Below are 14,064 nucleotides of genomic sequence, written 5' to 3'. Positions count from 1 at the left end.
GTCAGCGCCTTTCCTGTCGGGCGATGATGGCGATGCCGGCCAGCAGGAAGCTCAGCGTGGGCAGGGTGGCCGACAGGATGGCGTTCCAGTCGTACAGCAGGCCCAGGTGGCCGAACAGTCGGTTGATGAAGTGGAAGCTGACGCCCAGGCAGATGCCGGCGAACAGCTTGATGCCCAGCTGGCCGTGGCGGCGCTGCTGCGGGGTGAAGGCCAGCGCCACCAGCGCCATCGAAATGCAGGCCAGCGGGTAGAACAGCTTGCTCCACAGCGCGATTTCATAACGCTGCGTCTGTTGCTTGTTTTTCTTCAGGTGCTCGATGTAGGTCAGCAGGTTGAGCGCCGACATCTGCTCCGGCACCACCAGCAGCACCGATAGGATTTCCGGTTCGACGATGGACTTCCATTTCAGCAGCGGATAGGTGCTACTGGAGGTGTGGTCGCGGGACAGCTCGGTTTCCTTGACGTTTTCCAGCTGCCAGCTGCGCTCGTTCTTGAGGAAGGTGCCTTTTTCGGCCAGCCGGGTGCGCACCAGCTTGAAGTCCTGGTCGTAGGTGTAGATGCGCACGCCTAGCAGGGTGTTGTCCGGCAGCATCTCGTGCACGTTGATGAAGTTTTGATTGTCTTTCACCCAGATGCCGGAGCGGAATTCCTGAGCCACCATAGAGTGGGTGGCCGACAGCTTCATGCGTTCCGCCTCCTGCATCGCCCAGGGCGCGGCGAATTCGCCCATCAGGATGGTGAGCACGGCGAAGCCCAGGCCGAATTTGAGCAGGGTGGCGGCAATCTGCTTCAGGGTGACGCCGGAGGTGCGGATCACCGTGTATTCGCTGGAGCTGGCCAGCTGGGTCATCGCCACCATGCCGCCTATCAATACCGCCAGCGGCATCAGCTCATAGGCGTGGCCCGGCACCAGCAGCGCCACGTAGCCGGCCATCACTCTGACGGTGTAGGTGCCGGTGCCCAGATTGGGCACTTCGCCCAGCAGGTCGAAAAAACCGTACAGGCCCAGCAGGGCCAGCAGGGTGAACAGGGTGGACTGGGTCAGCGTGCTGACGATGTAGCGGTGGATGAGTTTCATCGGAAAGGTCTGTCAGTTTTTACCGAGCATCTGGCCCAGCGACTGGCCAAACGGAACTTGTGGCCGGTCGCGGTGCTTGAGCAGCAACACCGCCAGCAACAGCATCAGCAAATGGACCACCGCCACCGCCCATATGCCGGTTTTGCCTTGCGTGATCCAGTTGCGAGCGACAGTCAGCCCGTTTTGATAAATGAAGAACGCCAACAGCGCAAACAGCAGGTTGTAGGTATGGCCGCTGCGCGGGTTGTAGTAGGACAGCGGCAGCGCCAGCAGCGCCAGGATGATGCAACTGATCGGCATCGACAGCCGCCACGCCAGCTCGGCCTGGTATTCCGGATTGCTGTTGCCCAGCAACTGGCGGCTGGGAATGGACTGGCGGTTGCTGGCCGGCCCGGTGATCGCCTGGCCTTCGCCTATGCTGGCGGTATAGCGTTTGAATTCGCTGACCTGGTAATCGGCTTTGCCGGGGTCGCCGACATAGCGCTGGCCGTCTTCCAGCACCAATACCCGTTCGCCGTCCGGCTTGGTGGAAATATAGCCATGCTTGGCGAAAACGGTGCTGACTTTGCCGTCGGTCATGTCCTGCATGAAAATATTGGTGGCGGCGCTGTGCAGGCCGGAATAATTTTCAATGAAGTAAACCTTGGTGGAGGAGGCGGATTCCTTGAACACGCCAGGCGAGATGGCGGAGATCTCTTCCCGACGTTTGATGATTTCCGCGTAATCCTGGCTGCGCTGGTCGGCCCAGGGCCCGACGAACAGCGTGACGCCGGCGATCAGCACCGCCAGCGGCAGGGTAAAGCGCATGATTGGCCAGATCCAGTCGCGCAGCGACAGGCCGGAAGACAGCCATACTACCATTTCATGATCGCGCCAGCTGCGGGTGAGCACCACCAGTACGCTGACGAAGACGGTAAGAATCATCAGCACCGGGAAAAAGCCCAGCGTCCAGAAGCCGATCAGCGCGGTGACCGCCTCGTTGGCGATCTGGCCTTCCGCTGCGCGGCCCAGCAGGTTGATTGCCTGAGTGGAGACGATGATGGCCAGCAACACGACGAATACACCTAGCGCGGTGAAAGTCAATTCGCGTGTCAGGCTTTTTTGAAAAACCATTTATTCAGTGCCTTTTTGACTTTTTATGAAAAGCATTGTGATAATTCGATGAGACAATTCTGAAACGCCATTTCCGGCAAATTTGGACCATTACAACAATCCTGCGTTCACCGGCGGCTTGAACGCCCGTCTTCCCCGAGCTTAGACGGCCGTCATTAAGGTGGAGCAACTGACACTCGTTCTACAGCGGAGTACTTATGGAATTTAACATAAAAAGCGGCAGCCCGGAGAAGCAGCGCGTGGCCTGCGTGATCGTAGGCGTGTACGAATCGCGCAAGCTGACCTTTGCCGCCGACCTGCTTGATCGCATCTCCAACGGCTTCATCAGCGATGTGATCCGCCATGGCGATATGGAGGGCAAACTGGGCAGCACGCTGGTGCTGCATTCGGTCCCGCATACGCTGTGCGACCGCGTGATGCTGGTGGGATTGGGCAAGGAGCGCGATTTCCGCGCCAAGGAATACCGCGAGGCGGTGCGCAGCTCGATCAAGGCGCTGACCCAGACTTCCGCCGGCGAGGCCGTCAGCTACCTGTCCGAATTGACTGTCAAGAAACATGATGTCGAGTGGATGATAGAACAGGCCGCCGTAGTGACTCTGGATGTGTTGTACCGCTTTGACCGCTTCAAGAGCAAGTCGGACGAACCGGTGCGCGAGCCGCGCAAGCTGACGCTGGCGGTGCCGCGCCGCAGCGACCTCGCGGATGGCGAAAAGGGCCTGCAGCGCGGCCTGGCCATCGGCAACGGCATGAGGCTGGCCAAGGATTTGGGCAATCTGCCGCCGAACGTCTGCACGCCGACCTATCTGGGCGAGGAAGCGCTCCGGGTGGCGCAGGCCTTCGGCTCCGCGGCTGAAGTGCTGGGGCCGAAGGAAATCGCCGAGCTGGGCATGCATTCCTTCCTGTCGGTGGCCAAGGGCAGCGTGGAAGAGGCCCGCCTGATCGTGCTGAAGCACCAGGGCGCCAAGGACAAGAACGACAAGCCAATCGTGTTGGTGGGCAAGGGTATCACCTTCGACTCCGGCGGCATCTCGCTGAAGCCGGGCGAGGGCATGGACGAGATGAAGTACGACATGTGCGGCGCCGCCACCGTGCTGGGCGCCTTCCGCGCCGCGGTGGAAATGAACCTGCCGCTTAATATCATCGCCATCGTGCCGGCCTGCGAGAACATGCCCAACGGCAACGCGGTGAAGCCGGGCGACATCGTCACCTCGATGTCCGGCCAGACCATCGAAGTGCTGAATACCGACGCCGAAGGCCGCCTGATCCTGTGCGACGCGCTGACTTACGCCGAGCGCTTCAGTCCGTCCACCGTGATCGACGTCGCCACTCTGACCGGCGCTTGCGTGATCGCGCTGGGCCATATCGCCACCGGCCTCTACAGCAACCAGGACAGCTTGGCGCGTGAGCTCTTGGCCGCCGGCGAGGAGGTGGCCGACCGCGCCTGGCATATGCCGCTGTGGGACGAATACCAGGAACTGTTGAAGAGCCCGTTTGCCGACATGGCCAATATCGGCGGTCGGCCGGGCGGCAGCATCACCGCCGCATGCTTCCTGTCGCGCTTCGCCAAGGCCTACGACTGGGCGCACCTGGATATCGCCGGCACCGCCTGGAAGGGTGGCAAGGACAAGGGCGCCACCGCGCGTCCGGTGCCTCTGCTGGTGCAGTTTCTGCAGGATCGCGCCGATATCGCGCTGGGCAATGTGGTGCGCCGAGGCCGGCCGCGTCGCGAGACGCCTGAAGTGGTAGAAGATGACCAGGATTGATTTTTACACCAACGTCGCCGATCCGCAGGCTTTTGCCTGCAGATTGGCGGATACGGTGCAGCGCAAGCGGGAACAGTTGCTGATCTGGCTGGATAGCGAACGCAGCGTCGAAGTGTTCAGCAACCGCTTGTGGAGCCACGGCGATACCCGTTTCGTGCCGCATTGCCGGCTGGAGGCCGCGGAGGCGGGGGTGACGCCAGTCTGGCTGACCGCCCGCCTGCCGGACGATCTGGCGCACCCGGTGCTGCTGAATCTGGGGCCGGAGCTGCCCTATGCAATTGAACGGTTTGAGCGCATTCTTGAGATCGTGGGACGGGATCCGGCCTCGCTGGCAACCGCCCGCGAGCGTTTCCGTGCCTACCGTGAGCATGGCTGCGCGATCGAACATCACGACATGAGTCAAACGCCATCATGACTGAGTCGCCGAAAGCCAACGACGATGACTGGACGGGTCTGAATCTGCCGATTCTGACCGATGTGGTGGAAGAGCCCGCCGTGCCTGTTCTGGCGGAAGAAGAGCCGGCCGCGGCGGTGGAAATTCCCGAGTTCGACTTTTCTTCCGAACTGGATGTGCTGGCCGCCGAGCTGGATGACGAGGCTGAATTGGAGATACCGGAACTGACGCTGGCCGATCTGCTGGACGGCGAGCAGGAGGCCGGTCCCGCATCGACTGCGGAGCTCGACTTCATCAGCGCCTTGCCTTCGCTGGAATTGGCGGATGCCGATCTGTTGGCGGAGCCGGCCGGCGGGCTGGATTTTGTGCTGCAGCCGCGCGAACCGGTCCAGCCCGAGCCGGAGTCCGATCAGGATGGGTTGGCGGCGCTGATGGCCATGGCGCAGGCGTCTGCTGATGAAGAGGCGGTCGCAGGCGCTGTCGCGGCGGAGGTTAAGCAGCCGGTGGTCGAGCCTGTCGACGCGCCGGCGTTGCCGGCTGTCGCCCAGGCGGAATCGTCGGATCTGAGCTGGGAAGACGTGGTGGTGGCGGCCTCGCAGGCGCCGGAATCCGCCCTTGCCGAGCCCATGGCTCTGGATCAGGTTGCGCTGTCGACCGATGAGCGTTTGCCGGAGCGGACCAATGTTCCAGTTGCTCCGCCCCCTCCGGTTTTTACCTCCATCTCCATCGATAGCCTGCCCAGCGGTGTGCTGGGCGGCGGCGTCGGCCGCGAACCCGAGCAGGCTGACAGCGGGCTGGGGTGGCTGTCCACGCTGCCCAAACCGGAAGCGCCATCGTTGGAGCAGGGGCAATGGAAGGCCGAGGCCGATCTGCCGCTTGAGCCCGGCGTTCCGGTTTTGGATGATGCGTTGCCAGTGCCTGAGGTTGCCGGGGTCGAGCCTGCGATTGAGTCGCAACTAGCGGCCCGGCCGGAGATCGCGGACGTTCCGCTTGTGGATGACGAGCTGCCGGTGCTGGAGGTTGTTGAGCCTGAGCTTGCGCCGGAGTTGGCGGAGTTTGACCGCAAAATGGCGGGAGATGCCGTCGGGTCCGAAGCCGAGATTGAACCGAAATTGGCCGCTGAGGCCGCCCATCCCGAGGCTGTGGATATTCCGGTTGTGGATGACGAGCTGCCGGTGCTGGAGGTTGTCGAGCCTGAGCTTGCGCCGGAGTCGGCGGAGTTTGACGGTCAGATGGTGGGAGATGCCGTCGGGTTCGAATCCGAGATTGAGCCGAAATTGGCCGCTGAGGCCGCCCATCCCGAGTCTGTGGACATTCCGGTTGTGGATGACGAGCTGCCGGTGCTGGAGATTGTCGAGCCTGAGCTTGCGCCGGAGTTGGCAGAGTTTGACCGCCAAATGGCGGAAGATGCCGCCGCATTGTCCGAGCTCGAGCCCGCGATTGAGCCGCAACAGGCTGTTCAGACCATTGAGCCGGAGTTGGCGGGCATCCCGGTTATGGATGCGGAGCTGCCGGTATCGGACGCCGCCGAACTTCAGTCTGTATCGGAATCGGAGGATTTTGCCAGCCTGACGACAGAAAATGCGGTTGTCGAGCTTGAGGATCAAACGGTTCCGCAAGCCGTGGCTGTGCCGCCTGAGGCAGAGGAAACGCTTGAGCAGCCAATGGCGCCGGCATTATCCGCGCCGGTGCCGCCTGAGCATGTTCCGAGTGTTTTGGACGGCCACGCCGGGGAAGAGGATCTACCGGCCTTGTCAGGCTTGTTGGGCAATAAGGCGGCGTCCATGCATGGGGCCTTTGAGCCGCTTGCCGCGATAGAGCAGCCGCTGCAATCTGCCGCTTCCATGGATGCCGGCCCGGTTTCGGTGGTGAAGATCGCTTCGATGGCGGCGGCCGGCAGCGTAGGCCGTATCCAGGGCGCGGCTTCCCCATTCGACGAGCAGGCGTTGTTCAACTCCCTGTACGAGCAGATGCTGCCGCGGATGAAAGTGGAGCTGTCGCTATGGTTGCAGGAGGCGGTGGAGGTTCAGGCCAAGCAGATGTTGTCCGGGATGATGCATCAGTTGAAGGAAGACTACGAAATGTTGTTTGGCGACGCGCTGAAGGAAAGCCTGCGTCAGGCTTTGGACGATGTTGGTTCGTCCAGGAAGGATGAGGATGGGCATGGCTGACAGATTGTCGAATATCGTCACCCGCACCGGAGACGATGGCAGCACCGGATTGGGCGATGGTAGCCGCGTGGCCAAGAATAGCGCCCGCATCCAGGCTTTGGGCGATGTGGACGAGTTGAACTCGGTGATGGGCGTGTTGTTGGCGGAAGCGCTTCCAGAACCGTTGGCGCAGTGGCTGCTGGAGGTTCAGCATGATCTGTTCGATCTGGGATCGGAGCTGGCCGTACCCGGCTACCAGGCCATTTCCGACTCCCATGTCCAGGCGCTGGAAAGCCTGGTGGCTTTTATGAACGAAGAGTTAGGACCGTTGCGCGAATTCATTCTGCCTGGCGGTTTGCGTAGCGCCGCGCTGGCGCATCAGGCGCGCTCGGTTTGCCGGCGCGCGGAGCGGGCGGTGGTGACGCTGGCGGGGGAGGAGGGTATCTCTGACGCCTTGCGCCGCTACCTCAATCGCCTGTCGGACTTCCTGTTTGTGCTGGCGCGCTATCTGAATCGTCAGGGCGGAGTGCCGGACGTGCTGTGGCAGGCAGGGCGCAAGAAGTAAGCCGTACGCGTTTGGCGGGGATTTTCGAAAGGGAGGGGCAGTTATCGCCTCTCCCTTTTGATTGAGGTTGACCGCGAATTTCGGATACCAAGCGTAGTCAGATAAACTGATATGCGGAGGTGTCCATGTACAAAATCCCGAAGCAAAGCTATATCACAGAGTTCAAGCAAGAGACGGTCCGGTTGATTGAGACCAAAGGCAGGTCTCCCGCCCACGTCGATCGAGATCTCGGCATTGCCGAGCAGATTCAGCAACTGGCGCAAGGCCAGCAAGGCCGGTAAATTAGCGGCCGGAAATGGTAAAGCCATCATGCCGGAGCGGATGGAGCGCTCCAGCCGGAGAGCCGAGAATGCCAGGCTCAAAGTGGAGCTAGAAATCCTGGAAAAAGCCACGGACTACTTCGCCGCCGCTTAGCTGGGGCGGCAGGCTGCTGATAGTTGCCCAGTAGCAGGGCAACCAGCTCATCCGGAATGGCATGTTTCTTGGTAGACATGTGGATTCCAGACTAAGCGACAGTTTCCTGCCAAATGCCTGTTTATACAAAACTCTGTACAGGCTTGCTGATTTGTGTGGCAAAGTCTTTCTAATGGTCATGGCAACGGTGGTAGTCATAACCGTTGTCTACATGCAGTTTGTAAGGCTTTTGCCTAGCACGCCCTGGCATGGCAGGAATCGCAGCGATCAAAGCTTCGAAGATCATAAAGTCCTGTTGATTGGGACCGGTGTGGCAGTACCAAGTCACCAGAAGAGGCCGCCCGACAACTTGCCGCCCGGGACTGACATCAATAACTCGAAGGTGTTGCCTTCTGTATGGCCGGTATTGGCCTTATAAAACAAACTAGGAACCATGACTTGGCTCTGCGGCGTGTCCACTTGGGGTAAAACCTTTTTCAGGCGCTCTATGTCCAGTTGATCGCCCTGGAACAGCAGAGCATCGGCTCCTACCTTGTCCAGTAGCCCCGCAACCCATGTCGGCGAACCTGGCTCATCGGTTCTCGCTTCCGGTATTGCCGGAATGACCCGATTCGCGGCAAGCGACCCGTTGACCAACGGCTGGAGCAAATCCGCTAGGTAGGCAACATCGCGATGATTGGGGCGATACGCAAACACCTCTTGTGCCAGCGCCTGAAAATCTAAAGGAACAAATGGCCGAAACCAATTATCCTTTTCAGTCATCATTTGCTCTTCCTCAGACCGGAAAATGCCTGATACATCATCAATATCCTCACTTTTCGGTTCTAGAGTGTCATCATTAATGAGCACGCGAATACGCCGTCCAGTGCATCCGTACATGGTCAATTCTCCCAAAAGGCCACATATCGCCACATTGCGAGCGTAGCTAGCCAAGCATTCGATGCTTGCTCAATGGTAGTCTGTGCGGAACCACACTTAGACCCGCTAACGAAACCTCTTGATGCCGGATACGTATGCCCGCATCTAGCGAAGATGAAACGGAAAGTCGTCAGTCAGAAGCTCTGGAAGTCATTGCAGCCGCTACTCCCTCCGCCACCTCGCCCCCGCCGGGGTGGGCGGCCACGGCTGGATGATTTTGCAGCCCTCAACGGCATCTTGTTTGTTCTCGCCACCGGCATTCCTTGGGAGGACCTCCCGCAGGAACTCGGTTTTGGCAGCGGGATGACCTGCTGGCGAAGACTGCGGGATTGGCAATCGCAAGGCATTTGGGACCGCCTACACCTAGCTCTGCTGATACAACTGCGCCAACACGATCAAATTGATTGGAGCCGGGCCAGCATTGATGGGGCTAGCGTTGCCAGCCCCCGGGGAGCCAAGAGACCGGTCCCAACCCCACCGACCGAGGGAAATGCGGCAGCAAACGGCACATCATCGTAGATCGCCGAGGTCTACCACTGGCACTGAGCATGACCGGCGCCAATCGACACGACTCCATGGTCTTCGAAGCTTTGATCGATGCGATTCCTGCCGTTCCTGGTTTGCCAGGGCGACCCAGGCGAAAGCCTTACAAACTGCATGCTGACAAAGGCTACGACTACCGCCGTTGCCGTGAATACCTGAGCCGGCGAGGAATCTTGGTGCGAATTGCTCGTCGCGGAGTGGAAAGCAGCGAGAGACTGGGTCGCCACCGTTGGGTGGTAGAACATACCCATTCTTGGCTAGCGGGCTTCGGCAAGTTGCGCATCCGCTTTGAACGGCGGCTGGATACGCATTACGCCTTGCTTAAACTGGCTATCTCATTGATCTGTCTGCGATTTATCGATAGGTTTTGTTAGCGGGTCTAAGTAGGGGGTGTCACTTGAGCATTGGTACGCATGCGGGCAGGTATCGACCCGAAGCTGTCGTGATCAATTTGGATCAGGAAGCGACGGCGGTGAAGTATATGGCAACTGTAAATTTGGGGTTGTTATATGGGCGAGACTATGACGAACGTGTTGAAGATATGGTGTTTGGGTGTGACAATGGACGTCTGCAATATCAATTGATATACGAGCCACGTGCCTGTATAAAAAACTGTTGAGGGTTGTACATGCTAAAACTAATCTCAGTCATTCTGGTAATATTAGGTTGCTTCTCAAGCGCTCAAGCTAGTGATAAGACCATGTCTGGTGCTGATTCAGGCATAAATTCCTTTTTTATTCGAGGGGATGAGAGTGTATATGAAAAAGTAGAAAGAAGATTTATAGATGCCGCCAAAAACTCTCAAGATGATGAGCTCATTAAGCTAATATCACCCTTAACAAAAAGAGACAGTTCTGAAATTGAATTGAAGAGTTTTGCTGCATCAATGAAGGAATATTTTTCCGACTATGCATCAGATCTAAAATGTAAATCCATTGTTCCAAACAAAGACGAGTATGGAAATGTTGGCTTCTTCTTTTATAATGCTTTCAAGAGAAAGAACGGCAGTGGTAGCGCATATGTTATGGCGCTGGTTAAGGAGAAAGACGAGGTCTATGTAGCGACTGTTTTTCGGAAATTTGATGAAAGATACCACGAACGCTGCAGAGAAAAACTCTAACTCGTTGCTGTAGTGAACGTGTCGCCAAAAATTACTGCGTAAGCCATTGGTTTTGTTATGTGGAATTTTTGAAGGTTAAGGGTTTTCGAGGTGCCCTTTATTGAGTCCGAGAACGGCTGGAACTGGCCGAGAACAGTCTACCGCAAAATCACTGCGCTATCGTTCCTGAGCTTGGCAAATTCTGATGGCTCAATATAGGTGTGTGGGTTTTGGGCATCCAGGAAGTCTGCCCACCATTGCATCATCAATCGATGCTCGGACAGATATTCGGCTTTGTGAATGTAGGCGGCACGCACGCTGTTGCGCTCGACGTGGCTCATCTGGCGCTCAATCGCACGCTCAATCGCATCCTTGAACCACAGGCCGGATTCATTCAGTGCTGAGCAAGCCATGGTGCGGAAGCCGTGGCCACAGACATCGGCCTGCGTGTCGTAGCCAAGATTGCGCAGGGATTTGTTTATCGTGTTCTCACTCATGGGCTTGGTGACATCGCTATTGCCGGCAAAAATCAGCTCAAAGCGGCCTGTCAGCGGGTGAATCTCTTGCAGCACGGCCAGCGCCTGGCGGGACAAGGGAACAACATGCGCGGTCTTCATCTTGGTGCCGCGATTGGAGTAGCGCACGCCCTCGATGGCTTCGCGCGTGGGGGGATAGTCCAGATGCCGCGCTCGAAGTCGATTTCCCCCCCCACCTGGCCATGCGCAGCTCGCTGGAGCGCAGGAAGGTCAGCAGAGTAAGCCGCAGGGCTGCGCGGGTCAGTAGGCGGCCATGGTAGTTGTTTATGCGGTCTATCAGCTCTGGAAGCTGGTTCAAGGGTAAGGCTGCGCGGTGCTGCTTCTCCGGTACGATCAGCGCGCCCTGCAGGTCAAGCGCCAGGTTGGTGCTGATGCGGCCAGTCTGTACGGCGTAGCGCATCACAGCGACAAGGTGCTGTTGCAGTCGGCTGGCGACGTCGAGAGAGCCACGCGCTTCGACTTTGCGCAGGATGTCTAGTAGGTGGTGGGTCTTGAGGGCATCAACCGGCTCGGCCCCGATGTGGGGAAATACATCCATCTCGAACCGGCGGAGTATCCGGTTTGCATGATCTGGAACCCACTTGGCCAGGCTCTTGTGGTGCCATTCCCTTGCCACGGCCTCTAGGTTGTTTTCAGTCGAGACATGAGCCAGTTTTTTGGCCTCGGCCCTTTTTTTGCCTGGGTCTTTGCCCTCGTCCAGTAATCGCTTGGCTGCGTCTCGGGCTTCTCGCGCCTCTTTCAAACCCATTTGGATGGCTGACGGCTGTAGCGCGCCTTTTTCGTCGTACTGAGCCGGCCCGCAGTAGACGCCTATGGCGAGCAATTTTTCTTTGCCGGCCAAGTAGCCGCGCCAGCGCCAGTATTTTGCGCCGTTAGGGTAGACCCAGAGGAACAACCCGCCGCCATCGGCTTTCTTGGTAAGTTTTTCGGCGGGTTGGATGTGCTTCACGGTCTGGGCGGTCAGGGCCATCGGGGTATCTCAATAATCGAACTGGGTTATACCCCGAAATATACCCCGATTTTGCGCTGGAATCCATGAGACGGCCTTGGACGGTCCTGGAAATGAAAAAGCCCGCAGAGCTAATGTCTGCGGGCTTTTTCGGTATTTCCTGGAGCTTCTGGGAATGAATCTTGGTGCCGGCGGCAGGAATCGAACTCGCGACCCCCTGATTACAAGTCAGGTGCTCTACCAACTGAGCTACACCGGCGAAGAGATGGCCATTATGCCCGGCTTCCCTTTATGTGACAAGAGTATCAATGCGTTTTTTTGTGCTTGGCGTGATGCTTCTTGGCTAGCTTTTTGTTTTTATGGTGTTTGTTCCTATGCGCCTTGGTCGGTTTGTGGGCTTTCTTGGCAGGGGAATGCGCGCTATGCGGTTTCTTCGTATGTTTCTTGCCGGCGTGGCGGTGCTTGGCGGCATGGGCATGGGTTTTGCCGGGCTTGGCCTTGCCATGGCTGGCTTTGGATTTTTGATGGTGCGGGCGGGCGGGCTTGGCGTGTCCCGATTTGCTGCGCGCAGGCTGAGCTTTGGCGGGTTTGCTTGCGTGCGGTTGGTGTAGAGGCTTGGCGGTGGGTACCGGCTGGAAGTCGCCGGGCAGGGGCTGGTCTTCCGGTTCGGCGTGGCTCAGCGGGCTGGACAGGGCCAGTCCGATTGCGATCAGCGGGCTGATGAGTTTAATGAGTTTCATATTGGCTTGAAATGGTGGTGGGATAAAACGACCAGGGTCGCACTCCATATTTGCCTATATTAGCATGAGTGCGGCACAGGGCCAGCGACCTGCCTGGCCCGGGCGTTTTCGGGGAGTTTTCCCGGATGCGGTTTCGCCGAGCGTTGAGGCCGCCGCGACCGCGGCGCTGGATGAGGAGCGGCAGGAATGAAGCTTTCCACCCGTCTGGGCATTCTGGTGTTGAACGCGGGGCTGGGCTTGGCGTTGATGGCCGGCGCGGCCTTGTACAGCCTGCACGTTTCCCTGATGGAAAATCATCGCAGCCAGATTCGAACGCTGCTGACGCTGGCCGGCAAGCAGGTTGCCCATTTCCAGGATCAGGAGCAAGGCGGCAGGCTGACTCGCGCCGAGGCGCAGCGGCGCGCAATCGAGGCGATGAGCGGCTTGCGCGACAAGAACGTTTATGTGTTTGCCCGCGATGGCAACAATCTGGTGCTGGTGCATCCGGACAAGCGCAAGCTGGGCAAAGCCGACCCTGGAGAAACCCTGCCGGACGGCCGTACCCTGGTGCAGGCTTATCATGATGTGCTGCGGGATGCGGATTTCGGTTTCGTGCAGATATGCACCCGCCGGCCAAACGGCAGCGTGCCGCTACCCAAGCTCAATGCGGTGATGCGTGTTCCCGGCTGGGATTGGACGATTGGGACCGGCGTGTTTCTCGACGATATCGACCAGGCGTTCGACAGCCTGGCGTTGAATTTGCTGTTGATCGGTTTCGCTATCCTGGCGGTGGCGACGGCGTTGGCCTGGCTGGTGGCGCGCTCCATCTACCGGGTGATAGGAGGCGAGCCCGATCAGGCCTCGAGCACGGCGCTGGGGATTGCGGCGGGAGACCTGACCCTGGATATCCATAATTGCGATCGGAACAGCCTGATGGGGGCGATTGCCGCCATGCAGGGCAGTTTGCGCGACATGATAGAGCGCTTGCAGGACGGCGCAATGAATCTGGCGCAATCGGTCAACGGATTGAGCGGCCAGATGCGGCGGATCAACGATGCGGCGCTGCAATCGACGCAGGCAACCAGCGCCACCAGCATGGAGATCGAGTCGATGTCGGCTTGTTCCAGCCAGGTGACGGTCTGCGCGGAGGAGACGGAGAACAATTCGCTACGCTCCTGCAAGCTGGCCGGAGAGGGGGAGGCGCTGGTCAACCAGGCGGCGGAAGAGATGCAGCGGGTCTCAGGACGGATAGAGGGCGCCTCCAATCTGATAGGCAGCCTGGCGCAGCGCTCGCGCGAGATCGACGGCTTGGCGATGGAAATCAAGGAAATCGCCGACCAGACTAATCTGCTGGCCTTGAACGCGGAGATTGAGGCGGCGCGGGCGGGGGAAACCGGCCGGGGCTTCGCGGTGGTTGCGGACGAGGTGCGCAAGCTGGCCGAGCGCACCACCGAGGCCACGCAGCGGATTGCCGGGATGGTTGAGAGGATACAGGTGGACACCGATTCGGTGGTCGGCAGCATGAGCGAGGTGAGGCCGTTGGTATTGCAGGGTGTGGATAGGGCGCGGGAGGCGGCGGTGGCGCTGCGCGAGATCAACCAGGGAGCGGCGCTGGCGCTGGACAAGATACGCGACATGTCCAGAGTGGTGGTGGAGCAGCGGCAGGTGGGACGCAGCGTGGCGGAGAATGTCGAGTCGATTGCGCGGATGGTCGGAGAGTCGCAGGCCTCGGCGTGTGCCGCGAATGGCGACGTGGACGCGCTGGCCGATCTGGCCCGGCAGTTCAAGGATTCGGTTTCCAGTTTCCGCTTGTAGCGCCGACG

14 protein-coding genes and 1 tRNA gene are annotated in these 14,064 nt (G+C 59.1%); 8 read left to right on the top strand and 7 right to left on the bottom strand.

The features are described 5' to 3' along the window. Position 1: 1 nt before the first annotated feature. Both lptG and lptF read right to left on the bottom strand, forming a co-directional pair. On the bottom strand, positions 2–1,078 hold the full coding sequence (lptG, locus tag BI344_RS12490; protein WP_071113267.1) for an LPS export ABC transporter permease LptG: 1,077 nt from the start codon (positions 1,076–1,078) through the stop codon (positions 2–4). A 12-nt stretch (positions 1,079–1,090) separates the two neighbouring features. Continuing rightward, on the bottom strand, positions 1,091–2,191 hold the full coding sequence (gene lptF / locus BI344_RS12485; RefSeq protein WP_071113266.1) for an LPS export ABC transporter permease LptF: 1,101 nt from the start codon (positions 2,189–2,191) through the stop codon (positions 1,091–1,093). 197 nt (positions 2,192–2,388) lie between these two features. Here lptF and BI344_RS12480 point away from each other — a divergent pair, with 197 nt between their 5' ends. From BI344_RS12480 to BI344_RS24390, 5 genes are all read left to right on the top strand, one after another. Then, complete coding sequence (locus tag BI344_RS12480) at positions 2,389–3,954, top strand: leucyl aminopeptidase (RefSeq protein WP_071113265.1); 1,566 nt, start codon at positions 2,389–2,391, stop codon at positions 3,952–3,954. Next, complete coding sequence (locus tag BI344_RS12475; RefSeq protein ID WP_071113264.1) at positions 3,941–4,369, top strand: DNA polymerase III subunit chi; 429 nt, start codon at positions 3,941–3,943, stop codon at positions 4,367–4,369. Before BI344_RS12480 ends, BI344_RS12475 begins: the two co-directional genes overlap by 14 nt. After that, positions 4,366–6,519 carry a hypothetical protein gene (locus BI344_RS12470; RefSeq protein WP_071113263.1) on the top strand — a complete coding sequence of 718 codons (2,154 nt, stop codon included), beginning with the start codon at positions 4,366–4,368 and terminating at the stop codon, positions 6,517–6,519. The genes BI344_RS12475 and BI344_RS12470 overlap by 4 nt, the downstream gene beginning before the upstream one ends. Next, on the top strand, positions 6,512–7,063 hold the full coding sequence (locus BI344_RS12465) for a cob(I)yrinic acid a,c-diamide adenosyltransferase (protein WP_071113286.1): 552 nt from the start codon (positions 6,512–6,514) through the stop codon (positions 7,061–7,063). Before BI344_RS12470 ends, BI344_RS12465 begins: the two co-directional genes overlap by 8 nt. Positions 7,064–7,188: 125 nt before the next feature. Further along, positions 7,189–7,344 carry a hypothetical protein gene (locus BI344_RS24390; RefSeq protein ID WP_158021065.1) on the top strand — a complete coding sequence of 52 codons (156 nt, stop codon included), beginning with the start codon at positions 7,189–7,191 and terminating at the stop codon, positions 7,342–7,344. 457 nt (positions 7,345–7,801) lie between these two features. Here the strand turns inward: BI344_RS24390 and BI344_RS12460 are convergent, their stop codons facing one another. Then, entirely contained in the window at positions 7,802–8,356 is a 555-nt protein-coding gene (locus tag BI344_RS12460; protein ID WP_139166993.1) for a hypothetical protein, read from the bottom strand. Between the two features lie 153 nt (positions 8,357–8,509). Here BI344_RS12460 and BI344_RS22980 point away from each other — a divergent pair. Both BI344_RS22980 and BI344_RS23940 read left to right on the top strand, forming a co-directional pair. After that, positions 8,510–9,312 (top strand): IS5 family transposase gene (locus BI344_RS22980; protein WP_095210821.1). Its coding sequence is split into 2 segments (ribosomal slippage): positions 8,510–8,837 and positions 8,837–9,312, totalling 804 coding nucleotides; the frame shifts between segments, so codons are not numbered across the junction. A 254-nt stretch (positions 9,313–9,566) separates the two neighbouring features. After that, complete coding sequence (locus BI344_RS23940) at positions 9,567–10,058, top strand: hypothetical protein (RefSeq protein WP_139166992.1); 492 nt, start codon at positions 9,567–9,569, stop codon at positions 10,056–10,058. Positions 10,059–10,195: 137 nt separating this feature from the next. Here BI344_RS23940 and BI344_RS24860 read toward each other — a convergent pair whose 3' ends face one another. The 4 genes from BI344_RS24860 to BI344_RS12445 all read right to left on the bottom strand — a co-directional run bounded on the left by BI344_RS24860 (position 10,196) and on the right by BI344_RS12445 (position 12,262). Further along, positions 10,196–10,609: a tyrosine-type recombinase/integrase gene (locus BI344_RS24860; protein ID WP_241499337.1), complete on the bottom strand. Its 414-nt coding sequence runs from the start codon at positions 10,607–10,609 to the stop codon at positions 10,196–10,198. Then, positions 10,572–11,543 carry a tyrosine-type recombinase/integrase gene (locus BI344_RS12455; RefSeq protein WP_206600384.1) on the bottom strand — a complete coding sequence of 324 codons (972 nt, stop codon included), beginning with the start codon at positions 11,541–11,543 and terminating at the stop codon, positions 10,572–10,574. Before BI344_RS12455 ends, BI344_RS24860 begins: the two co-directional genes overlap by 38 nt. 162 nt (positions 11,544–11,705) lie before the next feature. Further along, a tRNA-Thr gene (locus BI344_RS12450) sits at positions 11,706–11,781 on the bottom strand. A gap of 46 nt (positions 11,782–11,827) precedes the next feature. After that, positions 11,828–12,262, bottom strand: a complete 435-nt coding sequence (locus tag BI344_RS12445; RefSeq protein ID WP_071113261.1) for a hypothetical protein — start codon at positions 12,260–12,262, stop codon at positions 11,828–11,830. Between the two features lie 186 nt (positions 12,263–12,448). Between BI344_RS12445 and BI344_RS12440 the strand changes: the two genes are divergently transcribed. Beyond that, positions 12,449–14,056, top strand: coding sequence for a methyl-accepting chemotaxis protein (locus tag BI344_RS12440; RefSeq protein WP_071113260.1), 1,608 nt, complete (start codon positions 12,449–12,451; stop codon positions 14,054–14,056). Positions 14,057–14,064 lie beyond the last annotated feature (8 nt).

The organism is Chromobacterium sphagni, from assembly GCF_001855555.1.
Classification (GTDB): domain Bacteria; phylum Pseudomonadota; class Gammaproteobacteria; order Burkholderiales; family Chromobacteriaceae; genus Chromobacterium; species Chromobacterium sphagni.
The sequence above is the reverse complement of the archived record's forward strand: the minus strand, read 5'-3'. Positions and strand labels throughout refer to the sequence as shown.